Source organism: [Leptolyngbya] sp. PCC 7376, assembly GCF_000316605.1.
In the GTDB taxonomy this organism is placed as follows: Bacteria; Cyanobacteriota; Cyanobacteriia; order Cyanobacteriales; family MRBY01; genus MRBY01.
Window position 1 is genome coordinate 3209248 of record NC_019683.1, and the last position, 24056, is coordinate 3233303.

Genomic DNA, 24056 nt, shown 5'->3' on the forward strand with positions numbered 1-24056 from the left:
TTTTTAACACTCTGCTAATGACCTTTGTAGCCAAAGTGTGTCAGTTCCCAAAGTGTTTCTACCAAGGGTTGCCAATCAGACTAAAACTACTCCAAAAATAAGGGTGGCTCAGATCATTACTCTGGAGTTGCGAGAACGTTTCTGGCAGATCAATAGGGCCCGCAGGAGTAATCAATGTTCCTCCTTGTCGCTGAACTTCACCATTCAACAAGGCTAATTGAGCTTGGCGGAGTGCTTCCGCTTTAATCGGCAGGGATTGGAGCTCACGATAAAACTCTGTCATCAAAGCAAGCGTCCCTTCATCACTGACATACCAGAGGCTACCTATCGCTGATTTTGCACCTGAGGCGATCGCCAAACCAGCAAATCCCAACTCGGCATTTGGATCACCAAAAGCTGTACGACAAGCAGATAAAACCAACAATTCGATTGGTGGATTATTGAGTTGAAGCTTTGGTAACTCCGCTAAAGACACCCGTTGATCCCAAAACTGAATATAGGAACGCGCAAGATTACCAGGCAAAAATTCACCATGGGTGGCAAGATGTAAAATTCCATATTCTTGGCGATCGCGCGCAGCCAGTAAACGATCTACGGTAAATTGATTTTCGCTGTAAACATCCCCTTCCCAAATGCGATCAGCAATCTCTGATAATTCCACTGGAACCGCAGGCAAATCATTTTGTTGTTGAAATTCCGAAGCCCCCATTGCCAAAACTTGACTCTCTCGTAAATCGAGATAGTCCGTTTGAGTTAATGCGAAACTGGGCATCATCCCCACACTATATTTTTCAATTACAAATTGCTGTCCATCATGAAGAGCTGCTATCGGTAAAGTACGCAGCCCACGATCCATCACAAACGTCAAATTATCAATCTGAGCTTCATTTAATTCCGCTTCAAGGGGTTTGATCAGTAAATCATAAAAGTACTTTGCCGATCGCAAATAGGTATTCCCTAAATGTGGACTGGTAATACTACGGTTAAATGACCTTGCTGCTCTTAGAATTTCCTGTCGACTACTTCCTACAATGCGACGACGTACCACCTTGCCACTAGCAGTGAGCATAACAAGCTCTAATTCATCATTACCAAGAGCCTCTCGATCTATATCAAGATAATTTTGGCGCGCATTGTCGTCAAATTGCCAGAGAATATCTTTATCTTTACCAATTGTTTGTTTCGTCGATTGTTTTGTTCCTCGCGATTCTTTGTCGCGAAATGCCACATAAATAATGGCAGGGTCAATATCGAGTAAAGACTGAATTGTCGCTAGCTTTGATTGCACCGCATCAAAATTAGTATCTGGCTTTGCGGCTAATCCAAAATGCTCACCATAGTCATCAAAAAAATCATCTTCTAGGGCATCAAGCTCTTCATCATAATCACTCCAGCCATCATCTTCGTATTCATAATCAAAATCGCTTCCAAAAAAATCGTCGTCGTCTTCGTCAAAGTCTTCATCATCTTCCCCTTCCTCGAACTCGTCATCTCCAAATTCATCATCCCCAAATTCATCTTCAAATTCATCGTCCCCAAATTCGTCATCTCCGAACTCATCATCCCCAAATTCATCGTCGCCAAAGTCATCTCCAAATTCATCATCTCCGAAATCTCCCCCAAACTCGTCATCTCCAAAATCACCATCAAAGTCTGATTCTTCAAACGGAATACTGCCTTCGACAATGGCATTAGGGTCTTGCTGATATATGCCAACACCATCACCGTCAGCATCCGGAATAAAATCAATCGTCATTGTGGTGTTATCGAAAGCACCAACTTGAATCATTCCTTCTACTCTGATGTCATTGTTAGCAACTAATACTAGGGTTGCATCCTGACTAGTACTGACAATGTTGGCTCTAATAAAAATGTCATTATCAGCTTCGAGTTCGAGGGTGTTGCCACTTGACCAAGTAAATGGGCTATCGACCACAATGTTGCCTAAGTCGGCATTCCCCGAATTGGTTGTAATTAAGATATCGCCAAGTTCTAATTGGAACTGGAGGTCGAAAACATTGAGGTTGGAGGGCGTATTCGTGATGTCATCAAATACACCATCCATAAAATCTAGTGTGGGACTTGTCGGATTATCGGAAATGATGATGTCAGTGGGATCGAGCAGTAATGTGCCATTGGTACCCAGGGGCGATCGCAGATCCACTGTGCCCTGAAAATCAAGATATTGTTTACCGCTAACCTCGACAAACCCACCATTACCGCCAAACTGACCACCTGTCGCATCGATATTGCCGTAAAAAAGTGTTGATTGGTCTGACCAGATGATGGCTTGGCCGCCATCTCCTGTGGCGATCGCCGCAGTTGAGAATGTCGAGTTTGGATCTACAAAAACATTTTTCGCATTCGTAAATAAACCCTGTCCCTGAAAATCACCGCCCAGATAAATCTCGCCGCCACCATTCAAACCTGATGCATCTAAATTCGCACTGGTCAGAATGATTTCATTTCCCAATAAAGTCGATGTGCCACCAAGGTTTCCGCTGACATCAATTGAGCCACTCATAAACAGATTGCCAGAATTCATTGTCACTGGCGTTTGAGTTTCACTCAGCTCCACTGCACCATCATTTAAAGTCACACCTGTTGCAAGGTTATGTCCGGTCAAGAGGCGAGGAATATCGACAACATTGGCTGGTGCGCCATTATTAAATTCGAGATTGAGTAATTGACCAGCCTGAGACAGTCTCAGAGTATTTGTGCCAGGAACTGCAGTGAGATTAATTGTTCCAGATTCCGCACTTAGAGAGCCAGTATTGACAATGTGTGAAGCAAAAAGATTCAGTTGGTTTCCCACATTAAGCTTTAAATCTGCGCCGTTGATAATGCCACCAGTGCCATCAAAGAAAAATTGGTTAGGACTCCCGATAAGCTCGTTGTAATTCGTTTGCCCTGACCATATGGCGCTACCAAAGCCTAATCCTGTTGCAGTGGTTGCAGTGAAGTCTGCAGGCAAATTTAATTGGGTATTTTCACCAAAAACAATTCCACTGGGATTGATGAGATATAAATCTGCGTTACTCCCACTGATGCTAAGTAGGCCATCGATTAGGGAAGGATTCGCACCACTGATTCGCGACAAAATATTTTGGATAGCTGGCGCACTGAGAAATGTCGCACTTTGGTTCGTACCAACATTAAAATCCTGAAAATCATGGAATAAGTTATTGCCACCTGCGGAAGTACTGCCACCAGAAATATCCCAATTTTGACCATTTTGGGTTACAGCAGTATTGGTAGTATTTGCAGTCGAGGTGATTTGGGCAAGCAGAGGCGTCAATGGACACAATAAACCAAGGCTAACCGTGACAGATAACAGACGAAAATAAGACACGGCAAACTCCTAAGCTGGCTGGCATTGCTTCGTAAAACTAGTGATTCGAGCGAACATACGATGGGTTAAAAGGTCTCGATTCTTCGATAGAAAATAATGGCGGTGTTTTGCCTCATGCAAAAAAGGCTGGGTTTTTCAATACTCCCACGCCATCTTATGATTATGATATTCAATCCACCTCAAACAGAATCCCCGCTTTAATCTTTGCAATAACTTTCGGTTTGAGAAAATGTTAGTTAGCGAGAAGATCCCCCATGAGTTTAGTCTACGTACTTTTGTTTAATGCCCGCACTGATAATGAAGGCATTCACACCCTCCAAGAAGGCGATCGCAACAAGGTCTTAATGTTTGAAGACGAAGATGACGCGATTCGCTTTTCTCTCATGTTAGAAGCACAGGATTTCCCACCAGTAACTGTTGAGAAAATGGAAGATGAAGACATTATCGAGTTCTGTGATAGTGCTGATTATGCCTATGAGCGCGTTGCTTCTGGTCAATTAGCGGTTCCTCCAGAAAACAGCGTTTCAGAAACGGATTGGCAAGAATCTGGCAGCTATCCAGACAAAGAAAAAACATCCCAAAATTCACCAGATAAAGAGGGTGATAGTGATCTTTCAAATGATGAGCTTGACCGGATTCGTCAGCAACTCGAAGGTCTTTTATAGACTTTTATAGATAGAAAAACATTAAGCTAATTCTGGCTGGGTCGTGAGACTTGCAGAAATATAGTCGGCGGTTGCCTCTACGAGGGCGATCGCATTTTCATAAAACATCCGTGTTGGCCCAATCACCCCCACACTACCGACAGGTACTTCTTCTTGGTAATAGTTGGCGGAAACTAGAGCACAAGTTTTCATCGGTTCGAGAGGATTTTCTGTGCCAATATGAATCAGGGTGGTTCCTTCCTCACCTTCACGGTTGAACATCACCGGAAAAAGCTGTTCTTGGCGTACTTCGATGAGATGCAACAGCGTTTGTAATTGCTCTAGCTGCGAAAATTCTGGCTGCCGAAGTACTTCAGAAATACCATGCACCAAAATCGGTGTGGAAAGATTATTTTGATTGACCTTCGCAACAGTCTGACAAATGGTGTCTAACAGCTCAGCGCAATGGCGAAAATCTTGGTCTAAAGCATCTAAATCTAATCGGGAAATTTCTTCCAGCGATCGCCCTTGGAGATGATGATTTAAAAAATTGGCGAGAAGAGTTAATTCGTCGGGATCATACTCGAGCTCAAAAGCCACAGACTGCGGCTGAAACATATCAGTCACCACAATCACCATTACTTTGCTTGCGCTGAGAGGAAGCAATTGTAAATGTCTTAACCGCGCATAATTTTGCTGAGGTACTGTGATCAGCGCAATATAGCCGCTTAGCGTGGATAAAATTTGATTTGCTTTTTGTAATGTCGCCTCTAGCCCCCAAAGCTGCTCATCAGAATTTTGAGTGAGCGCCTGATGCACTTGCTTACGCGTTTTCACATTAGGTGTGACCAACTCATCGACGTAAAAACGATAGCCAGAGTCCGAAGGAATACGCCCCGCAGAAACATGGGGTTGATACAAAAAACCAGCTTTTTCTAGCTTGCCCATCACATTACGGATCGTGGCAGAACTCACATGAAAATCATATTCTTTGACTAACGTTTTGGAGCCAACTGGTTCAGCCGTAGAAATGTAATGATTGACTGTTGCCCGAAAAATATTTTGATGTCTGAGATTAAGAATATTCTGAGCAGTCATAAATAGGGTGAGGACAAGTCAAGCCCGTAATTTGTTTGGCAAATCTTAAAAAAATATAAATATTTTTCTCAGTAGAAAATCAAAAAAAGTTATTTTTTTATAAAAAACGAACTCAATCTGTGGCAGTTAGTATAGCCGATTTTTTCCTTCGGTTAATAGCGCGGAACATTGCGGTCAACTAGTAGGGAATAAGCATCAATCCCTCCCATAATGTTTATGACATTTGTAAAGCCGTTCTGTTGTAGCCACTGGCACATTTGCGCAGAACGTATGCCGTGATGGCAAAGGACATAAGTTTCGGTATTGGGGTCAAAATCCTCAGAGATTGTGGGTGACCATTCTTCAAATTGGCTAAGGGAGAGGGTTTGAAAACCATCAAGTACAGCGATCGCCACCTCTTGGGGTTCTCGTACATCGATAAACTGCAAATCTTGTTCTAATTCTGCGGCGATCGCCACCTTTTCGGCAAAGGCTTGGACAGAAATTTCTTGAATGGGTGTGGTCATAAAGCTACTGATTTTTATTTTTTCGAACTAGAAAAAGATGCTTAGACTGTGGCCTCAAAAAAGTGGCGCAAAATTTAATTAATAATTTAAAAAATTTTAGGCTCTTTCTGCCAAGTATCGCTATTTTGTGTGCCTGGTGAACCGAATCAGCTCGGCAAAGTTAAGGAGTATTGCAGTTCCCGGCATCAGGCGCTCACCCCAATTTCAGAGTGGTACAAGTAAGGGCAGAGGCCATTAGCCACTTCAAGAATGCTTGGTATTCCTAGAAGACTGGCGATCGCCTCATTTCCCAGCACGACTTTTTTCAATACATATTTTGAAAAAACAGCCATTATTTTGAGTTTGTATGGATCTCGCAAATTTTCCGTGGTTATCCACGATTATTTTATTTCCCATCGCAGCAGCCTTATTGTTGCCGATCATTCCAGATAAAGATGGGAAAACCGTTCGATGGTTTGCCCTAACGGTCGGTTTAATTAATTTTGGTATTATTGTTGCCGCCTTTTATGTTGGGTATGACTTCAGTAGTCCTGACTTACAACTTGTAGAGAGTTATACGTGGGTCGAGGCGATCGATCTGCGGTGGTCAGTGGGAGCAGATGGTCTTTCGATGCCACTGATTTTGCTTACTGGTTTCATCACGACTCTGGCGACTTTGGCAGCTTGGCCAGTCACCTTTAAGCCAAAACTCTTTTACTTCCTGATGTTGCTGATGTATGGCGGTCAGATCGCCGTATTTGCAGTACAGGATATGCTCCTCTTCTTCTTCACTTGGGAACTTGAGCTTGTTCCGGTTTACCTAATTCTTTCCATTTGGGGCGGTAAAAAGCGCCTTTACGCAGCGACGAAGTTTATTCTCTACACTGCTGGGGGATCGCTATTCATTCTGATTGCAGCCCTCACAATGGCCTTCTACGGTGATACAGTCACCTTCGATATGACGGCGATCGCCAACAAAGATATCGGCATTAATCTGCAACTGTTACTGTATGGTGGTTTGCTCATTGCCTATGGCGTTAAGCTGCCTATTTTCCCTTTACACACTTGGTTGCCCGATGCCCATGGCGAAGCAACAGCACCAGCGCATATGCTTCTCGCCGGAATTCTCCTCAAAATGGGTGGCTATGCTCTCCTGCGGATGAATGCCGGGATGTTGCCCGATGCCCATGCCTTATTCGGCCCAGTGCTGGTGATTTTGGGTGTTGTCAATATTGTCTATGCAGCCCTTACATCCTTTGCCCAGCGAAATCTCAAGCGAAAAATTGCCTACTCATCCATTTCCCATATGGGTTTTGTGCTGATTGGGATGGCCTCCTTTACTGATTTGGGAACCAGTGGCGCAATGCTCCAAATGATTTCCCACGGTTTGATTGGGGCGAGTCTATTCTTTATGGTTGGCTCAACCTATGACCGTACCCATACCCTGATGCTCGATGAGATGGGAGGGGTTGGCAAAAAGATGAAAAAGATTTTTGCCATGTGGACAACCTGTTCTTTCGCATCCCTTGCACTACCAGGGATGAGTGGTTTCGTCGCCGAGTTAATGGTGTTTGTTGGGTTTGCCACCAGTGATGCTTACAGTCCAACTTTCCGAGTGATTATCGTTGTCCTTGCAGCGATCGGTGTAATTCTTACGCCTATTTACCTCCTCTCCATGTTGCGGGAAATCCTGTATGGCCCAGAAAACAAGGAGCTTGTAGAGCATGAAGCACTTGTTGATGCAGAACCTCGTGAAGTATTTGTGGTTGCTTGTTTGCTTATTCCCATCATCGGCATTGGTCTCTATCCCAAAGCTGTCACACAAATCTATGCTTCGACGACAGAGCATCTCACCGAAGTTTTACGGGCATCAGTGCCTAGCCTGAATCAAACAGCAAAGGCTTCGACAACAACATTCGATATGGCCGCTCTCCGCGCACCAGACATTGATAGAACATTTAGCCAATATCAATAGTCCCCATCAAGTCGCTTAACTTTAATGGCTTGTTGAGCAAAGTCCTCTACTAAATTCAGTAGAGGACTTTTTGTTGTGAAAGACTTTTATAGAGATCAATGGCAGATAACTTAGTTCGATGAGCTTGAAGTATTGCTGACAGAACTGGTTGAGACGATTTCAATGCGGTCAGGATTGCCGAAAAAGTCTTGGGAAATATCGATCAACATGGAAGCGAGAGGCGTTAATTGCCAATGTCCATCAAGGCTTTGTAAGAGTTGATCCTGTTGTTTGCGATAGCCACGGATATCCCAGGTGCCATTGTTGATAATGGCAAACCACACATCGCCATGTTCACTGGTAGGGATCATGCCAGCTAAGGCACTAACTTGGTTGAGGGTTCCGGTTTTTGCGATAATTCCTTTGGGCATTTTGCGGTCAATCATGGTGCCGCGTTTATCACGTCCAGCAACAGGAAATAAATCAGAAATCGCCAAGGTTTCAGAGTCAATAGACTGGTCAATCGCCTGAAACATCATCACTGCTGCCCTTGGAGAAATACGATTTTCCACGCCTAAGCCTGATCCATTAATCAGTTGGAGTTCATTTTCAGGAATGCCAAGGTCTTGGGCAACTTGTTTGCCCATTTGTGGGCCGCCGCCTAAGTTTTGGGCAATCATTTCGGCGATCGCATTATTACTGTAGATATTCATCAGTTTTAAAATTTCTGACAGCACCAAAGATTTATGGATTAAAATCTTGGTCGCATCACTAGGCAACGACTCTAAACGCTTAACGCCACCGGAAATTGACATCTGAGGTTTTGTTGTCGCAGCTTTCATCGTGCTAAATTGGCGGCTCACTTCTCCATTCCAGAGACGGTGATCCATTCCCATGCGGAGTGTCTGGGCAGAAACCACTGGATCAATTGCATAGTTCATCGCAAAATTGCCCACGACAATTAGATCTCCCTGTACCTGACGAATACCCGCTTTATTCAGTGCATTACCCAGGGCGATCGCCTCTTCCCATACAAAGAGCGGATCACTACCTCCTTCAATAATCAGATCACCACTCAAAACACCATTATTAATTGATCCTGTGCGATAGATCCCTGTCTCAAACTGATGCGTTAAAGACCATTTATTAATTGCAGCTAAAGTTGTTGCAACTTTTGTCAAAGATGCCGCAGACAATGCCTCCTTCCCCTGATGTTGCGCTAGAGGTAACCACTGTGACTGAATCCAAATACCTTGGCGGCTAACCGATTTTCCCTGTTCCCCTAGCTGAGCAACATACCGCTCGACAATTTGTTGAACCGTCGGGTCATCTTGATAACTAAGTTCAAATACCGCTGTATTTTCCCAAGTCAGCGGACGATACGGAATAATATCTGGCGGCGCGTCTGGCTGTAAAAAATTGGCCATAAAACCAACAAAACCGAGACTGATCGCTTTAAACATGAGAGATTAATGAACCCTTTTAAAAACACAAAGGAAAGAAAAAATGTGCCATGTGACCTCTGATGGTAACACCGAAAATTCCATCATTGGTATCAGAAAGCACGAATCAGCCTTCTGGTAATATGTTGAAGGCATTTATTCCAAATCAACATGTCATCAACACGCGCAAAAATAGCTATAGACGCCATGGGGGGAGATTATGCCCCAGAGGAAATTGTTGCTGGAGCAATCCGAGCAGTAGAAGAACTTGACGTTGAGATTTTTCTTGTTGGTGACCCCAAACTTATCCAAGAAAGTTTAGATCAACACCTCAAAACCCCCTCAGAATTTGTGCATATTGTTGAGGCAGAAGGGGTTGTTGAAATGTGCGAAGAGCCCCTTGTCGCCATCCGCCGTAAGCCAAAAGCATCCATTAATCTAGCAATGCAGCTTGTGCGCAAGAAAAAAGCGGATGCGGTGGTTTCCGCAGGTCATTCCGGTGCAGCGATGGCTGCAGCTCTTTTAAAATTAGGCCGTATTAAAGGTATTGACCGTCCTGCCATTGGCGCTGTATTCCCAACTCTTGATCCCGAGCGCTCTGTGATTGTGCTTGATGTGGGAGCAAACGTCGATAGTAAGCCCAAATATCTTGAGCAATTTGCTTTGATGGGAACAATTTATAGCAAATATGTGCTCGGCAATAACGAGCCACAAGTTGGTTTACTTAATATTGGTGAAGAACCTTCAAAAGGTAATGAGCTTGCTCTCAAAACCCATGAACTTCTCATGGGAAATTCGGCGATTCCCTTCAAAGGAAATGCTGAGGGAAGAGATGTTCTTTCTGGTGAATTTGACGTTGTTGTCTGTGATGGTTTTACCGGCAATATTTTGTTGAAATTTGCAGAATCCGTCGGCTCAGTGCTTCTCCAAATTCTTAAGGAAGAATTACCTCGTGGTTTACGCGGTAAGGCTGGCGCAATGATCTTAAGGCCTAATCTTAAACGTATTAAGCAAAGAGTTGATCACGCGGAACACGGCGGCGCGCTGCTATTTGGCGTCGCAGGTGTTTGCATTATTAGCCACGGTAGTTCTAAGGCTCCTTCGATTTTTAATGCCATTCGATTAGCAAAAGAAGCGATTGATAATGAAGTCATTCAGCGTATTAAAAGCTATACAGAAGAGCATCAAAAACAGGCTAAGCAGGCTGTGACTAACGAAGGATAATTAGAAAAAAAGCATTTAATGAATTACTATCAGATGAATCATCTCCGAGGAAGTAAGGGAGTCGAGCATTGAAATTTGATGGGGCAGGTATTGCCATTACGGGGAGTGGGTCAGCTACTCCTCAATCGGTTGTCAAAAATGATGATCTCAGTCAGTTAGTCGAAACCTCGGATGATTGGATTCGGACGCGCACAGGCATTCGTAATCGACATTTATTGGAAGAAGGTAGTAGCTTAAGTGAACTAGCAGCTACTGCAGCAAAACGGGCGATCGCCTCGGCAAATCTTAATCCTGAAGAGATCGATTTGGTGCTTCTTGCCACATCAACTCCGGATGACCTTTTTGGAAGTGCAGCCAAGGTTCAGCATTTAATTGGTGCAAAAAATGCAGTTGCATTTGATCTAACTGCAGCTTGTTCTGGTTTTGTGTTTGGTTTAGTGACGGCCGCGCAATATCTGCGCACTGGTGCTTTCAAAAATGTTGTTGTGATCGGCGCAGATATTTTATCTCGTTGGGTAGATTGGGGTGATCGCACGACCTGTGTTCTCTTTGGTGATGGCGCTGGGGCAGTGGTGTGTCAGCGGAATGATGTCGATCAGCTTCTCGGTTTCGAAATGTATAGCGATGGTAGCCAAAACCACTGCTTAAATCTTTCCTATCAAGCAAATCCTAAATATTTAGTACATGATGTCACCATCCAGCAAGGGCAATACGAAGCGGTCACAATGAATGGTCGGGAAGTTTACCGTTTTGCTGTGGCCAAAGTGCCGGAAGTTGTTGAAAAAACATTGTTCCGAGCTGATTTGGCGACCGATGATATTGACTGGCTAATTTTGCACCAAGCCAATCAAAGAATTATTGATGCCGTTGCAAAGCGTCTAAAACTACCTCAAGAAAAGGTGATTGCGAATTTACATGAGTATGGCAATACTTCGGCAGCTTCTATTCCCCTTGCTCTAGATGAAGCGATTAAAGCTGGCAAAGTTAAGGCTGGTCACACGGTTGTGATCTCCGGTTTTGGGGCTGGTTTGTCTTGGGGAGCTGCGGTTTTCCGTTGGGGTAATCCTTAATAACAGTATCGTATGTTTGTTTCGATCATTCTGGTGTGACAGGTTCCGCGGCCGGGGCGATCGCCTGCTTTGCGATCAGAACTTCGAGCACATCCCGAACAATGGGAGCAGCAACAGTACTACCATATGAGTTTTTCGCCATGGGTTCATCAATGATTGCCATGACAACATAGCGTGGTTTCTCGACTGGAAAAATACTGACAAAACTTGTGATTTTTTTGCCGACCAAATACACACCATTCTTTGCTTTTTGGGCTGTTCCAGTTTTTCCTGCAATACGATAACCATCGATTCGGGAGGCTTTCCCACTACCATCCTCAACAACTGTTTCCATCATCTCCACAACATCTTTTGCGGCAGCAGCTGAAAAAATCTGAGGCGGTTTTGACGTGACAATTTCTTCCTCTGAGTCATCAGTTTCAAGGGTTTGCCATTCCCCTTTACTATCCACTAAACCCTGAACAACACGGGGCTCTACTAACTTCCCGCCATTCGCGAGAGCTGCGTGGAGTTGGACTAATTTTAAAGGCGTTAATGTGAAACCCTGACCAAAGGAACTAGTGGCGGCTTCAATTTGACCTGCGGTAAATGTCTCACGGTTTTTGATAAAACCATCTGCTTCACCCGGCAAATCCACACCTGTTCCTTTTTCGATCTTCAATGCCTGTAATTTATCGTAGTAATCCCCAACACTAAGCTTTTGCATTAATTGGATCATGCCAATATTGCTCGATACGCGCAAAATTTTCGCAGCATCAACATAGCCATAACCACCTCGTTGGTCAAAGTCATGGTTTTTAATTGGCCAAGTATTAATGGTCATTTGGCCTGCATCATAGACAATGGTGTCAGGTTGGATCACGCCAGCATCAAGGGCGATCGCCACGTTAATTGGCTTAAACGTTGATCCTGGTTCATACAAATCCGACACAACCCAATTTTTAAACAGTTCGCTTTGTTCTTCTGGCGAATAGGAAAAATATTCGTTGGGATTGTAAGTGGGTTCTGTCGCAAGGGTCAGCAAGTCCCCAGAATGCACATCCATCACAATGACAGCACCTCGTTTAGCACCAAAGGCCTTGATTTGCTTTTTGAGAGATTCCCGTGCAACCCGTTGTAGCGTCAGATCGAGAGTTAGTTTCAGTTGCCAATCATCATATTTGAGAACACCAGCCTCTAAATTTGCAGGTAGTAGAGAACCATTTCCCGAACGGGTGAGCTGCAAAACAATTGGAGCCCGCTGGATTAATTCCTTTTGCTTAAACTCAACTCCCGTTTGCCCAATGTGGTCAAAATCGACAAACCCAATCACTTCGGCGGCAACTTCTTTCTGTGGATAAAACCGAGCAAAACGATTAACGAGTTCTACTCCGTCTAACCGCAGATCCCGCACTGTTTTCGCAATATCTTCCTGTAGGTGGTGAGTGAGGAGAATGCCACTTTCCTTGCTTCGAAGTTTTTGCTCTAGCTCAGTAACATCCTGGTCAGGCAATACTGATGCGAGATGAAATGCAACATAACGATAGACATCTTCCGAAGCCCAATCTGGTGTATTTTCTTTGAGCTTGCTGGGTAGCCGAAAGCCGTTGGGATGGATATAGAGGCTATAAACAATTTTGTCGATCGCCAAAGCATTACCATGACGATCAACAATCGTCCGGCGAGGAATATAAGGACGAAGCGTTACCTGCTGCTGCTCCTCAACCATCCCATTGAGACGCTCATAATCAAATACTTGTAAATAGAGTACTCGACCGATTAGACCAGTAATCCCGCAGAAAAAGACAAGCCAAATCAAGATCAACCGTGATCGCAAAGCATTAGGTCGATTCATGCGTGCAGACTTCACCTTGTGTCGCCGTGTCATCACTTGCTTACGGCGGTACTGAGAATTAGGAGACTGCGATCGCTTAGACCTTGGGCGGCGCGTTCGGTTGACGGTCATATCAACATAAATACTACAAATGTTTCACACAGTAGTGATCTTAGTGCAATACTTCTCTTTCTCGTCAAACTAATGTGTAATGCCCTCTCCGATCTAGTAGCCGATGGGTGTCTGATTATCGATAGGTTGAAGAGTTGGCTTTGCTTGGGGGCGAAGTTTCACGGATTGTGGTGCAGGGACAAAAACGTTATGTTCCGGCTTTGGTGTTACGAGCTCCGTCTCTGGTGTCTCGGACTGCTCAATAAATTGTTGCTTAAGGCTTTCATTATTAGTGACAAAGCCTCGTTCATCGTCCTGCAAACGATCCAACTTTGCGTAGGCGTCTCCCCACACTTTTTGGTTATACACAGTGCAGGCATACAATCCTACCGCTGTACTGATGCTGGCGATCGCCAAAAATTGTGTAAACCGTTGACTCATAGCAAGGAGTTTAAATTGGAGTTTTGGAGCGCGTGCCGGCATCTTGTTTACCGACGGAGCAACCTTTAGAGGCGAAACTGGAGCGACAGAAATTGCAGATCTAGAACCTCGATGCACAACCTTACGCTTGCGGGGACGAACCGGAAGCGCGGGGGTTTGCCAAGGTCGAGGAGCGACTGCCATTCTACTATTTTCGACTCCACAGAAAACGGATTGCTACTAAGGGTTATTTTAATCACGTCTTCTGATTTTTTCGCCTTTTTCTGCACGTTTTCCTCAATTCTCACTTCTTTTTTGCGAATATCAATATTTATGTACTTGTTTTGTCTGCCAAAGAAATTGAGAAATGTATCGGCATAGTACAAGTATATTGTATTCATTTGATCTTTCCAGCTCTTAACCTAGAACAGGTGTTCTTTGTGTTGGAGTGGGGAAAATCTTCTGTATGAAATTATTATTAGCTCAATCTCATTTAATGATGTAGGCGATCACTCAAAATTCATCACCATTCCAACATTAATTGAGCAAATAGAATACAAATGAAACTTCAAAACTTTAGAGCATACCTTTAGAGCTTGGAATAGTTGCAGCTCGACGAGGATCAATTTCTAAAGCCATCCGCATTGCCCGTGCAAAAGCTTTAAATGTTGCCTCGATAATGTGGTGGGAATTGAGGCCATCAAGTTGACGAATATGAATGGTCATTTGGGTATGGTTTACGATCGCGACAAAAAATTCCCGTACAAGCTGAGTATCGTAAGTGCCAACCCGCTCTGTTGGGATTTCCAGCCCATAAGTCAAATGAGGGCGACCCGAAAAATCAAGAGCCACTTGCACTAATGCTTCATCGAGGGGAGCAACAAAATGTCCGAAACGATGGATACCTTTGCGGTCTCCAATCGCTTGGGCGATCGCCTGACCGAGGGTAATCCCCACATCTTCATTTGTATGGTGATCGTCAATCTCATAATCCCCTTTCGCATCGATCTCTAGATCCAAGAGACCATGGGAACAGAGCTGGTGCAACATATGGTCGAGAAAAGGCACACCCGTTTGCACTTTACATATACCAGTACCATCGAGATTAACGCCTACTTTTACATCAGTTTCGCCCGTTACACGAGTGACAAAAGCCGTACGATTGGAATCAGAAGAAGCAGGCATAATATAAAGAACAACCCTCAATTTAGCTAAGCTATTCTAGCTTACGGTTGCAAACTTTTAGGAAGACAACGCTCACATCATGGATAACAACAACTGGCTGCAACAGATGGTTATGTTTGGCATTGGCACAACGTCAATTGTTGCCGAAAAAGTCAAAGAAGCCAGCGACCAATGGGTTAAGGATGGCACGATTAATCCTGACCAAGCCAAAAATATGATCGATGACATGATGAATCAGCTCAAAATGGAACAGGGCAATGCAGAAGCCTATTTTGAAAGGCAGGTTCGCAATGTCCTTCAAGACCTCGGTGTGCCAAATCAAGCCGAAATGAATGAGCTCCGCGGACGCATCGATCGTCTCGAACGACAAGTCAGAGAATTAGAGAATAAGCAGTGGCGTTAGGTCGTTAATATATATAAGAATTTGAGATTTCAGGAGTATACAAACAAAGTATAAAAATTTATGCGAGAAATCTGGATAAGCTTTGGCATCGTCGTGATCTGTAGCGTCATGATCATCACTTCTGCTGTATTTAATATCGGCAGTCAGCCGGCGATCGCCGATGAAATCACCTCCACATCAGAAGTTGAAGTTGTAAACATTGCGGCAAACCCCACCGAGGAAACAGTAGAAATGGAAAATAAAGAAGAATTAGAAGCTTTGGGCATAGATATCACCGCGATCAAAACCACGGACTCTGGCTTGCGTTACACCGAAGACGTTGCTGGCGAAGGTGACTTCCCTATGGAAGGTGAAATGGTGACAGTTCATTACACTGGCAAGCTTCTCAATGGCAAAGTATTCGATAGCTCCAGACAGCGCAATGAACCCTTTTCTTTCGTGATTGGCGTCGGTCAAGTTATTAAAGGTTGGGATGAAGGTGTAATGGCCATGAATCCCGGTGCGAAGCGGACACTCATTATTCCCTCTGATCTCGCTTATGGTTCCCGTGGTGCTGGCGGTGTGATTCCTCCCGATGCAACCCTTGTTTTCGACGTTGAACTCCTCAAGATTCGTTAGAACCCATAACGGTTGAATGACCATTTAAAAAATAGATATTTGGGAGTTCCTGAAATTAATATTTCAGTGGACTCTTTTTTTATGGACTTTGGCTTAAAGGCATTTCGATTGGTTGTCTGACACCACACATCGTCAAAAAAAAAGATGGCCAATACAAATTTGTCCATCATTGAAAACTATTCAATTGTTTAAGGTCTCAGGCAATTAAGCGACTTTGACATAAACTAGCTCTTCTTCAATCATTGCGGTGAATGTACCCAGCTCTTTTGAAGCAGGGCCAGAGAGCACTTCGCCACTTTCGCTAAATTTAGAGCCGTGACAAGGACAATCAAAGGATTCGCCAGCCCATGCAACAGTACAGCCTTGGTGTGTACAGAATGCATTAACAGCAATCAAAGCATCGGAAGCAGCGGGATCACGGATCACCGCAACTTGTTCGCCATTGAAGTTTTTGTTAGAAATAGACCCTTCTTCATCTAACTGCTCAACAGTACCGATCGCCGCAAAACCATCTTCGCGGGGAGTGGTATCAATCTCGACTTTTTCGCCCTCAGGGCTTTTTTCAGTTTGAGCCGCAGGGGCTGTGCTTTCTGTTTCACCACCATCAGAACAGGCGGCAATCGCCACAGGTAGAGAAGTTGCAATTGCGCCGAGTCCGACCCAGCTTAAAAATTCACGTCTTTTCATGGTGTCTTTTCCTCAAGATTTGCAAATCTAAGATTAAAAAGGAGCACAGTCTTGCACCCCAATTCCAAAATTTGGTTTGTTGTCGTAGGTGACTCAATTCGGGTTTTCAGCCGTGGTTAAAGCTTCTGTTTCAGAAGGTTTGAGCCAGCCTTTATGTTTGGTTGCAGTGATCAGAACTAGCAAAAGATCTAGTCCCACAACCCCGGCAATCAAAAGCTCAGAACCGCCTGTGCCAAAGCCATAACTATGCAAGCCAGTGCCTAAAACAAAGTTAACGCCATACCAGGCCATCAAAACTGCATTAAAAGAGACAATACTGGCAACATGAACGCCAAAATCCCCGATCCAACCCACTAAACGTCCGTGGAGTGGAGCTAAGTAACAGAGCAGTGCAATTAATGCCCAAGTTTCTTTCGGATCCCAGCCCCAAAAACGCCCCCAAGAGAAGTGCGCCCAGATGCCACCGAGAATAATGCCAGCAGTTAGCAACAGTACACCTACTTGCAAAACGCGGTAATTAAGCTGGGAAAGCATTTTTAAGCGTGGCTTGGCGCTCGGTGTGAAGAGATAATTTCCGAGGGCAACATGACCTAATCCCATCGCAAGAGCGAAGCTTGCATAACTGAGAGCGATCGTCGGGACATGAATACTCAACCAGAAGTTATCGCGCAAGACAGGTACTAGGGGCGAAATACTAGGGTCTAAAACCGCTGGCAAACTATCGGCCAATAATAAACACATCACCGACAAAGGTGCTGCCGCCAAGATGTAATAACGATTCCGGGTAAGCAGTTCAAAGGCAAGGGCGATCGCCGCAATACCGAAGCCGACCCAAACTACCGACTCATACATGTTGGTGACGGGGGGACGACCGGCAATTTGCATTCGCAGGAAAAAACCATAGGTTTGAACAGCAATACCTGTGCTAAACAGACCCATTGCACTCCAGTAAATATTCCAAGGCTTTACCCAGAGGCTAATGAGCATTGCGATAAAGGCTAAACCATAAAGCTGCCAAGCCTTCGCAAAGGGATGAAAATGGTTAAAGTGAGTTTCCCGCGCCAGAACAAAATCGCTTGGATAAATCTCTGGGCTTAGGCTACGTAACCCAGCTTTCAGACTACCTGTGATATCAGATAAAGCTGAGAGATGATCAAGACCACCATTGAAAACAGCCTGCTGAATCATCGCAAAATTAGCGACAAGCGGTGCAAATTCTTCAACATCGTAAAGTTCATCTGCATTATTAAGGCCTGCCCATTTCCCTTTGATATCGGTGGGATGAGGCACAATCGGTAAGCCTTGATCGCCGACAGAACTGTAGAGGAGATTTAAGCGATCTTCGATGGTTAAGGCTTCCCGTTCATCACGATTCAAATCTTGCTCATTAAATTGTTTTTCATGGGCGAGATCCACTACTGCCGCCAACTTTTTATTGGTCATCAGCTCTTGGAACGAAAAATGCTTTTGCTCCAGCTCCAGCTCCGTTAATTCTTTCAGCGGACGGTAACTGACTAAAACAAACGGCTCTTCATTCCAGTTACGGGTGTTAAACCACATTTCCAGATAGGTGCTGAGATAATCCTCTTTTTCACCATTAACAGTTTGATAACTCGTCGCACCGTGGATTTTGGCAACGGTTTCCTTGGCAACAGTATCAAGGGGCTTTTTACGGCCATCGAGCTGCACTGTTAATGTCCGTAATGACTCCAGTCCATCGGGCTGAAACTGCGTAAAGGGAAAAAACAGCAGCACGCAGCCGAGGCACAGACCAATAATAAATTTGATCACGTTTGGGGCTTTCATGGTTTAACCGATTCGTGGGTGGAATGTATAGGGAAATAAATCTGGATAGTTCTATTATTCGGCGATCGCCGCGTTTAGGATGATTTTTTTAATGTTAGGGCATCAAAAATTGGAATATGAGGCTTCACTGCTTCCTCTTCCTCGGGTAAATCGGGCAAGGACTTAGAACGGAATGTTTTGGCGATCGCCCGTCCATAGAACATGGAGACAATCCCGCCTGTGACCATTACGGAGCCTAGCCAAGTTAAGCCTGTGACCCACCAAGGTTCGCGCTTTAGCTGGAGGGTAGATTGCTTGAGATCGCCAGGATTCCAGGAGGCCTGTGCTAATTTCCAACCCATAAACCAAGTGGGGTGATTCATCCAAACTTTACGCTTAGAGGCTGAATCAGTTTCGGCGTCGAAGAGCGTCAATTTACTAGTCCACATCGCCACAGACTCGCTACCTTCATTACGATCCACGATGAAATTATTTAGCTTGACGTAGAAAGGCAATTGCAAAATCTTTGGTGTAAAGGCGGCAAAATAATCACCATCGGCGGTTTTGAGATCCGTCGGTTCACTCCAAGGTAACCAAAAATCTTGACCATCGGGTGTTGCCACATGGAGGGCTGGGGAACCAGATTGTGCCATCATGCCCTGTTTTACCGGAGCGACAGGAACAACTTGTCGCTGCACAGTAGCCTTATCTAAACGATCCACAAGGGAAATTTTAAAGTCTGCCCAACCGGGAGTGACGGATTGGCCAGCGGTAAACTCGCCTGATTTAAACCCTTTCGAAGATGCCGCTGCGTAGAAAAGCTGATGATTGGGGGCTTCGACAATGCGGAAATAGTCGGTTTGCGGCAGTTTGGGGGGAGCGTAGTTTACAGCTAGTTCAATCTCATCGCCAGAACGGATTGGCTCAAAGGTTGGCTGGGCAAAGACAAACCACTTCGCTTGGCGATCGCCCTGCTTGAGATCGAGTTGTAGTGCGGGATTATTAAATTGAGTCGATGCAGACGTCGGTTTGTTATTCGCATCGAGGCGAAAATCCGCCCAAACGCTCGTCACTTCCGCTTTAATGCCGTTAGATAAATTCAGAGGTTGATTGATTGAATCCCGGACGTCGAAAGATTTACCGTCGATTTCCAGTAAGCCAAACTCATGTGTTTCACTCGTGGGCTCTTTTAATAACTCTGTGAGAGCTTGTTCATCGGTCGCCTTCGCAATTTCGAGGTGCGCAGGGCCAATGTCAGTCTGTTGATAACCAAACGGGGCGATCGCCAACCATCTTTCCACAGACTGACCCATGCGATCGCTCTGGAGCTGGACTTTTACCGCCAGATTATCAATCTGGCCACCATCCTGAAATTGCACAGAAGTTACAGCATTATCCGTGTAGCCGATGAGTGAAAGATCACCAATCTTCTCCGGATAAACCGAGCCATCCTCCCGCACAAAAATATCGCGCTGGGTTTGCGTACCATCGGGATTCGCAACTTCAAGCAACTCACCTTCGACACGAATTTGGTTAATTGCGCCGCCGTCAGTACGCACAAGCAGCATCCCTTCTGTACTCAAATGAATCACTGCCGCCGAGCCCGCAATGATTACGACCAAGCCCCAGTGGGTAATGGCGAAACCAACTTTTCTAGCACCACGCCACGGATAACGACTCAATGTCGAAATCCCAAGGTTCACAGCGAGCAAAAACATTAACGCCCCAAACCAAGGACTTTTATAAATTAAATTTTGTACCGTTGGTGTCCCAACATTTGATTCATAAAATGTCGCACCAATCAAAATCAGGGCGATCGTTCCAAGCAAAGGTACAGCTAATTTAATTGAACCGAGAAAGCGAAAAATTTTGGAGTCTATACCCATACTTACGTAGGACGGAAATCTAGTGATTAAACAATCAATGATTTAATCAATCTAGTTAGTAAAATCCGTCACAAAACACAAAACACTATTCAAAAAATGCAATCTCAAGCTCCTCTTAAACTGTATCCAAAGCAACAGTTGCCACCTATTTGATCAATTCTTTTTTTGCTATTAGAGCGTATTCAGAGTTATCTATTGAGAAATATTCTTATATTGATTGGCCGATAAAACAGACAGTCTGAAAGTGCCGAATTTCTTGGCAGAGAAAGTTCTTGAGATTCTCAAAGCAAAAATATACCGTTACTTAAGTCATGATGGAAGCTCTAATACAGACTTCCTTATTGAAAGTCTATATGAATAAAATGAAGTAATGCAGAAAAAGCATTGACTGATTTATTTTCTTTTCTTATTTGTAGTCTTTTTGACAAAAGTCTTGAAGCCGCCCACTTAGTTTGAGTATTCAAGTTGAATAAGTTGAATTTGGCTTTAACTTAACTTCGTGAATTCACCTTTTTTGTTGCTCACTAAAAATATTAACTGCAATTAATTAATCGTGTTTACACAACAAAATAAGCATAAGTTCTTGCCTAAGTTCACTTTACTAAATGGTCTGCTTTAAGAGAGGAAAAACCGTCGATGTCTTCTGACGCATCTAATGATACTGGTCTACAAGTTGAGCTTTTAGAATCAAGTTTTGAGCAAGTAAAGCCCAAAGCCAACGAATTTGCGAGTTCTTTTTACGAAAACCTTTTTACCGACTACCCTGCAGCTAAGCCTCTTTTTGAGAATACCGATGTCAAAGAGCAGAGCAAGAAGCTTTTAGCTTCATTAGTTTTTGTTGTTGAGAATTTAAAAAATCCAGAAGCTCTCACTGATGCGTTAAAAGGCTTAGGTGCAAGGCACGTTAAGTATGGTGCGCTACCTGAGCACTATCCCCTTGTTGGTAATACACTCCTCAAAACTTTTGAGCAATTTTTAGGTGATGCCTGGACAGAGCCAGTAAAAGGCGCTTGGGTCAATGCTTATGGTGTGATCACAGAAGTGATGCTCGATGGCGCTGATTATTCCGAAGGCGAAGTCGCGCTTGAGACGCCTGACACTTCTGTGGATGAAGCGACTGGTTTGCAAGTTGGTTTACTTGAATCTAGTTTTGAGAAAGTAAAGCCCAAGGCGGAAGAATTTGCTTCTAGTTTTTACGAAAATCTTTTCACTGACTACCCTGCAGCAAAACCTCTATTTGCAAATACTGACGTTAAGGAGCAGAGCAAGAAGCTTTTAGCATCCTTGGTTTTTGTTGTTGAAAATTTGAAAAAGCCCGGTGCGTTAACTGATGCGCTCAAGGGTCTTGGGGCACGCCATGTGAAGTATGGTGCTTTACCTGAGCACTATCCTTTAGTCGGTAATACGCTCTTAAAAACGTTTGAGCAATATTTAGACGCGGATTGGACACCGGATGTAAAAGCAGCATGGGTCAAAGCTTATGGGCTAATCACAGAAGTAATGCTCGATGGTGCTGATTATTCTCAGGATGAGGTTGCTCTCGACCCAGCTCCTGCGGTTGAAGCTCCTGATAGCAATATTGGATCTGGTGCTGTGCCTTTTGTTGTTGGTGGTAGTGCCATTACACTCATCCTCTACCTCTTGATTTTGCTTTAAGGCTGAATCGGGTAAAGGTAAAGGATTTAGGAGATGGCACAGGGCGTGAAGAAAAGGTTTGGTTGGCGATCGCTGATGAGTTTGAAGGTTATAACCATTGCAACTTGTCTAGCTTTAATTGGCTGGTTTGCAGCGGCATTTGCCCTCAACGCGAAGCAAGTTTTCATACCAGGGGAAACCTCTGTTGGTCACTACTTATTTGAAGCGTCTTGTGCCTCTTGTCATGAGGGTTTTAAGCCTGTGACAAATGAAACATGTACCCGGTGTCACGAAGCGGAACTAGAACAGGATATCCACGGTACTAAGAAATTCCGGGATCCGCGCTGGGCAGGTGACCTCGAAAAAATCGAGGCTCTAACCTGTACCACCTGCCATGCAGAACATGTCCATATGTTTGATCGGGGTGTGAACCTCCAGCCAGATCTTTGTATGGCTTGCCATGAAGGAATTATTAATGGCGACCTCAAGAGTCATGATGGCTTTACACCGGATGGTTGCTGGACGGCAGGTTGCCATAACTATCACGACCATAGGACGATATCCACTGGATTTTTGCGGCAAAACATGGGTCAACCGCCAATGTTACCGGTGCAGCGCGTACCAGATCACTCCGTTGATTGGACTCTTGATACCGCGCCAAAGCCTGACCTCAGCAAAGAATTTCTAGGAGGTGCGTCATGAAGTTAATTATTGTTTGTCTTTTAACTATCGCCCTCTGGTTCGGTTGCGGTAGCCCGGCGATCGCCGCCACCCAAGAAGACATTGATCTCAGTACCCAACTTTGGGAATCGAGTCTCCACGCTATTAACGATGTGAACTGTGCCAGTTGTCATCAGGACGAAGAGACAAAGGAGTTTGTCGCACAGCCCAAAGCCAGTTGCCGAAGTTGTCATGAGGATTCAGTTGATACCTTTCTCCTTGGGAAACATGGTATTCGTCTACTAGAAGGCGAATCAGCATTAAACCCAACAATGGCGAGGTTACCCATGCATAAGGAAGCCGCCAATCTCCAGATGGGTTGTGCTACCTGCCATGATGCTCACTCTGCCAACACGATTCCTGCTGCCGTAGACTCCTGTCTTACGTGCCACGCCGATAACCATTCTCTCAACTACAAAAATTCCCGCCACGCAGAACTGTTTGATGCAGATCGCAATTTACCGCGCCCTTCTGCAAATTCAGTTAGTTGTTCCACTTGCCATATGGCTCGCCATGAAAAAAAAGTTGGCGATCGCACCACAGCATTCGTGAACCACAACAACACCTATAACCTGTTACCGCGCGATCGCATGGTCGGTGAAGTTTGTATCAACTGCCACGGCGTGGAATATAGCTACAACAGTATTTTTGATGACGAGCTTGTGGAGGCGAATTTCGATGCACCGCCTACCCTCGAAATGCAGACATTTGACTTGATGCGCGCTTCAGAAAAGCGACGTTCAGGAAACTAGTCATCAACACCAGAGTTCGCTTCTACGAACGTTTTCATCTCAGTTCCTCCTCTGTGCTTCCGCACAATACAACTACATTTCCAACACTTAAGGAGATCCCAACAACTATGGCATTCATAGAAAATTGGCTAACAACGATCCGGACTCGGACAGTTGCATTTATCGCCATCATTCTCGCTGTGGCAGTGACCGCCGTATCCTGTGCTGGCGGAACCCCCGAAGCCTCGGCTCCCGCAGGCATTGACCCTTCCAAGGTTGCAGACTATATCCATACAGTTCTTGAAGCTGACCGTACAGCTTATACCAAGCATGTTATTAGTCGTGCAAAAGTCCTTGAAGGTAAGGAAAAAGAAGCAGGCGTACTAGACGTTGAAGCAACTGAAGGTTGGCAACAGACTGATGGTATTCCTCTACCCGCTCAAATGTTCCGCCTAGGTTCCGAAATCGCAAACGAAGCTGGTTACTTCACTTACAACCTCATCTCTGAGTGGTATATCAACGATAACCATGCACCCAAAGGCGATTTTGAAGAAACAGCCCTCGCAACAATGACTGAAACTGGCGAAGCAGTAAAGGATTATCAAGAAATTGGTGGCCAGAAATACTACTCCGCGATGTATCCCGACATTGCAGTTGCTGAAGCTTGTGCAACCTGTCACAACACTCACCCTGTCCACCTTGAACGTTATCCCGACAAGGTATTCGAAGTGAACGATGTAATGGGCGGCGTCGTTATCAATATCCCTTTAGGTGATGCCTAAAAAGTAAACCC

At 44.7% G+C, this 24056-nt stretch carries 21 protein-coding genes; 10 read left to right on the forward strand and 11 right to left on the reverse strand.

Features of this window, described 5'->3' with window-relative positions; all coding sequences use genetic code 11:
• Window positions 1–58: 58 nt before the first annotated feature.
• Window positions 59–3352: a CHAT domain-containing protein gene (locus LEPTO7376_RS23665; protein WP_015134905.1), complete on the reverse strand. Its 3294-nt coding sequence runs from the start codon at window positions 3350–3352 to the stop codon at window positions 59–61.
• A 254-nt stretch (window positions 3353–3606) separates the two neighbouring features.
• On the opposite strand from LEPTO7376_RS23665, the gene LEPTO7376_RS14445 reads away from it, so the two are divergent.
• Window positions 3607–4017 (forward strand): DUF3110 domain-containing protein, encoded by a 411-nt coding sequence (locus LEPTO7376_RS14445; RefSeq protein ID WP_015134906.1) that lies wholly within the window; start codon window positions 3607–3609, stop codon window positions 4015–4017.
• 21 nt (window positions 4018–4038) lie between these two features.
• Here LEPTO7376_RS14445 and hrcA read toward each other — a convergent pair whose 3' ends face one another.
• The 3 genes from hrcA to LEPTO7376_RS26475 form a co-directional block, all read right to left on the reverse strand.
• Window positions 4039–5094: a heat-inducible transcriptional repressor HrcA gene (gene hrcA, locus LEPTO7376_RS14450; protein ID WP_015134907.1), complete on the reverse strand. Its 1056-nt coding sequence runs from the start codon at window positions 5092–5094 to the stop codon at window positions 4039–4041.
• Window positions 5095–5246: 152 nt separating this feature from the next.
• Window positions 5247–5600 carry a rhodanese-like domain-containing protein gene (locus LEPTO7376_RS14455; protein WP_015134908.1) on the reverse strand — a complete coding sequence of 118 codons (354 nt, stop codon included), beginning with the start codon at window positions 5598–5600 and terminating at the stop codon, window positions 5247–5249.
• Between the two features lie 185 nt (window positions 5601–5785).
• Window positions 5786–5932, reverse strand: coding sequence for a hypothetical protein (locus tag LEPTO7376_RS26475; RefSeq protein ID WP_160148466.1), 147 nt, complete (start codon window positions 5930–5932; stop codon window positions 5786–5788).
• Window positions 5933–5946: 14 nt separating this feature from the next.
• Between LEPTO7376_RS26475 and LEPTO7376_RS14460 the strand changes: the two genes are divergently transcribed.
• Complete coding sequence (locus LEPTO7376_RS14460) at window positions 5947–7554, forward strand: NAD(P)H-quinone oxidoreductase subunit 4 (RefSeq protein ID WP_015134909.1); 1608 nt, start codon at window positions 5947–5949, stop codon at window positions 7552–7554.
• A 110-nt stretch (window positions 7555–7664) separates the two neighbouring features.
• Here LEPTO7376_RS14460 and LEPTO7376_RS14465 read toward each other — a convergent pair whose 3' ends face one another.
• The gene (locus LEPTO7376_RS14465) at window positions 7665–8996 is read right to left on the reverse strand and encodes a D-alanyl-D-alanine carboxypeptidase (RefSeq protein ID WP_015134910.1); all 1332 of its coding nucleotides are present in this window, start codon (window positions 8994–8996) and stop codon (window positions 7665–7667) included.
• A 150-nt stretch (window positions 8997–9146) separates the two neighbouring features.
• Here LEPTO7376_RS14465 and plsX point away from each other — a divergent pair, with 150 nt between their 5' ends.
• Complete coding sequence (gene plsX, locus LEPTO7376_RS14470) at window positions 9147–10199, forward strand: phosphate acyltransferase PlsX (RefSeq protein ID WP_015134911.1); 1053 nt, start codon at window positions 9147–9149, stop codon at window positions 10197–10199.
• Between the two features lie 68 nt (window positions 10200–10267).
• Window positions 10268–11269, forward strand: coding sequence for a beta-ketoacyl-ACP synthase III (locus LEPTO7376_RS14475; protein WP_015134912.1), 1002 nt, complete (start codon window positions 10268–10270; stop codon window positions 11267–11269).
• A gap of 25 nt (window positions 11270–11294) precedes the next feature.
• On the opposite strand, the gene LEPTO7376_RS14480 is transcribed toward LEPTO7376_RS14475, so the two are convergent.
• The 3 genes from LEPTO7376_RS14480 to hisB form a co-directional block, all read right to left on the reverse strand.
• Window positions 11295–13214, reverse strand: coding sequence for a penicillin-binding protein 2 (locus tag LEPTO7376_RS14480; RefSeq protein ID WP_015134913.1), 1920 nt, complete (start codon window positions 13212–13214; stop codon window positions 11295–11297).
• 93 nt (window positions 13215–13307) lie between these two features.
• The gene (locus tag LEPTO7376_RS23670) at window positions 13308–13817 is read right to left on the reverse strand and encodes a hypothetical protein (RefSeq protein ID WP_015134914.1); all 510 of its coding nucleotides are present in this window, start codon (window positions 13815–13817) and stop codon (window positions 13308–13310) included.
• Between the two features lie 372 nt (window positions 13818–14189).
• The gene (gene hisB / locus LEPTO7376_RS14495; protein ID WP_015134915.1) at window positions 14190–14798 is read right to left on the reverse strand and encodes an imidazoleglycerol-phosphate dehydratase HisB; all 609 of its coding nucleotides are present in this window, start codon (window positions 14796–14798) and stop codon (window positions 14190–14192) included.
• Window positions 14799–14877: 79 nt separating this feature from the next.
• Between hisB and LEPTO7376_RS14500 the strand changes: the two genes are divergently transcribed.
• Both LEPTO7376_RS14500 and LEPTO7376_RS14505 read left to right on the forward strand, forming a co-directional pair.
• Window positions 14878–15201: a phasin family protein gene (locus LEPTO7376_RS14500; RefSeq protein ID WP_015134916.1), complete on the forward strand. Its 324-nt coding sequence runs from the start codon at window positions 14878–14880 to the stop codon at window positions 15199–15201.
• Window positions 15202–15261: 60 nt separating this feature from the next.
• A complete protein-coding gene (locus tag LEPTO7376_RS14505) occupies window positions 15262–15819 on the forward strand; it encodes an FKBP-type peptidyl-prolyl cis-trans isomerase (RefSeq protein ID WP_015134917.1) in 558 nt (185 codons plus the stop codon).
• A gap of 204 nt (window positions 15820–16023) precedes the next feature.
• Here LEPTO7376_RS14505 and LEPTO7376_RS14510 read toward each other — a convergent pair whose 3' ends face one another.
• From LEPTO7376_RS14510 to LEPTO7376_RS14520, 3 genes are all read right to left on the reverse strand, one after another.
• Complete coding sequence (locus LEPTO7376_RS14510) at window positions 16024–16506, reverse strand: Rieske 2Fe-2S domain-containing protein (RefSeq protein WP_015134918.1); 483 nt, start codon at window positions 16504–16506, stop codon at window positions 16024–16026.
• A 93-nt stretch (window positions 16507–16599) separates the two neighbouring features.
• Window positions 16600–18312: a cytochrome c biogenesis protein gene (locus LEPTO7376_RS14515; RefSeq protein WP_015134919.1), complete on the reverse strand. Its 1713-nt coding sequence runs from the start codon at window positions 18310–18312 to the stop codon at window positions 16600–16602.
• A gap of 74 nt (window positions 18313–18386) precedes the next feature.
• A complete protein-coding gene (locus tag LEPTO7376_RS14520; protein ID WP_015134920.1) occupies window positions 18387–20177 on the reverse strand; it encodes a cytochrome c biogenesis protein ResB in 1791 nt (596 codons plus the stop codon).
• Between the two features lie 636 nt (window positions 20178–20813).
• Between LEPTO7376_RS14520 and LEPTO7376_RS14525 the strand changes: the two genes are divergently transcribed.
• From LEPTO7376_RS14525 to LEPTO7376_RS14540, 4 genes are all read left to right on the forward strand, one after another.
• The gene (locus LEPTO7376_RS14525; RefSeq protein WP_015134921.1) at window positions 20814–21833 is read left to right on the forward strand and encodes a globin family protein; all 1020 of its coding nucleotides are present in this window, start codon (window positions 20814–20816) and stop codon (window positions 21831–21833) included.
• A gap of 33 nt (window positions 21834–21866) precedes the next feature.
• Window positions 21867–22514 (forward strand): cytochrome c3 family protein, encoded by a 648-nt coding sequence (locus LEPTO7376_RS14530; protein WP_015134922.1) that lies wholly within the window; start codon window positions 21867–21869, stop codon window positions 22512–22514.
• On the forward strand, window positions 22511–23284 hold the full coding sequence (locus LEPTO7376_RS14535; RefSeq protein ID WP_015134923.1) for a cytochrome c3 family protein: 774 nt from the start codon (window positions 22511–22513) through the stop codon (window positions 23282–23284). The genes LEPTO7376_RS14530 and LEPTO7376_RS14535 overlap by 4 nt, the downstream gene beginning before the upstream one ends.
• 107 nt (window positions 23285–23391) lie before the next feature.
• Window positions 23392–24045, forward strand: a complete 654-nt coding sequence (locus LEPTO7376_RS14540; RefSeq protein ID WP_015134924.1) for a DUF3365 domain-containing protein — start codon at window positions 23392–23394, stop codon at window positions 24043–24045.
• Window positions 24046–24056: the final 11 nt, after the last annotated feature.

What these genes read in the sequence shown, in the direction of transcription:
- LEPTO7376_RS14455 (WP_015134908.1), bottom strand. Translation starts at nt 5,600, where the DNA reads ATGACCACACCCATTCAAGAAATTTCTGTCCAAGCCTTTGCCGAAAAG.
- LEPTO7376_RS14520 (WP_015134920.1), bottom strand. Translation starts at nt 20,177, where the DNA reads ATGGGTATAGACTCCAAAATTTTTCGCTTTCTCGGTTCAATTAAATTA.
- LEPTO7376_RS14540 (WP_015134924.1), top strand. Translation starts at nt 23,392, where the DNA reads ATGGCATTCATAGAAAATTGGCTAACAACGATCCGGACTCGGACAGTT.
- LEPTO7376_RS14460 (WP_015134909.1), top strand. Translation starts at nt 5,947, where the DNA reads ATGGATCTCGCAAATTTTCCGTGGTTATCCACGATTATTTTATTTCCC.
- LEPTO7376_RS23670 (WP_015134914.1), bottom strand. Translation starts at nt 13,817, where the DNA reads ATGGCAGTCGCTCCTCGACCTTGGCAAACCCCCGCGCTTCCGGTTCGT.
- hrcA (WP_015134907.1), bottom strand. Translation starts at nt 5,094, where the DNA reads ATGACTGCTCAGAATATTCTTAATCTCAGACATCAAAATATTTTTCGG.
- plsX (WP_015134911.1), top strand. Translation starts at nt 9,147, where the DNA reads ATGTCATCAACACGCGCAAAAATAGCTATAGACGCCATGGGGGGAGAT.
- LEPTO7376_RS14525 (WP_015134921.1), top strand. Translation starts at nt 20,814, where the DNA reads ATGTCTTCTGACGCATCTAATGATACTGGTCTACAAGTTGAGCTTTTA.
- hisB (WP_015134915.1), bottom strand. Translation starts at nt 14,798, where the DNA reads ATGCCTGCTTCTTCTGATTCCAATCGTACGGCTTTTGTCACTCGTGTA.
- LEPTO7376_RS14505 (WP_015134917.1), top strand. Translation starts at nt 15,262, where the DNA reads ATGCGAGAAATCTGGATAAGCTTTGGCATCGTCGTGATCTGTAGCGTC.
- LEPTO7376_RS14515 (WP_015134919.1), bottom strand. Translation starts at nt 18,312, where the DNA reads ATGAAAGCCCCAAACGTGATCAAATTTATTATTGGTCTGTGCCTCGGC.
- LEPTO7376_RS14480 (WP_015134913.1), bottom strand. Translation starts at nt 13,214, where the DNA reads ATGACCGTCAACCGAACGCGCCGCCCAAGGTCTAAGCGATCGCAGTCT.
- LEPTO7376_RS14465 (WP_015134910.1), bottom strand. Translation starts at nt 8,996, where the DNA reads ATGTTTAAAGCGATCAGTCTCGGTTTTGTTGGTTTTATGGCCAATTTT.
- LEPTO7376_RS14510 (WP_015134918.1), bottom strand. Translation starts at nt 16,506, where the DNA reads ATGAAAAGACGTGAATTTTTAAGCTGGGTCGGACTCGGCGCAATTGCA.
- LEPTO7376_RS26475 (WP_160148466.1), bottom strand. Translation starts at nt 5,932, where the DNA reads ATGGCTGTTTTTTCAAAATATGTATTGAAAAAAGTCGTGCTGGGAAAT.
- LEPTO7376_RS14500 (WP_015134916.1), top strand. Translation starts at nt 14,878, where the DNA reads ATGGATAACAACAACTGGCTGCAACAGATGGTTATGTTTGGCATTGGC.
- LEPTO7376_RS14535 (WP_015134923.1), top strand. Translation starts at nt 22,511, where the DNA reads ATGAAGTTAATTATTGTTTGTCTTTTAACTATCGCCCTCTGGTTCGGT.
- LEPTO7376_RS14530 (WP_015134922.1), top strand. Translation starts at nt 21,867, where the DNA reads ATGGCACAGGGCGTGAAGAAAAGGTTTGGTTGGCGATCGCTGATGAGT.
- LEPTO7376_RS14445 (WP_015134906.1), top strand. Translation starts at nt 3,607, where the DNA reads ATGAGTTTAGTCTACGTACTTTTGTTTAATGCCCGCACTGATAATGAA.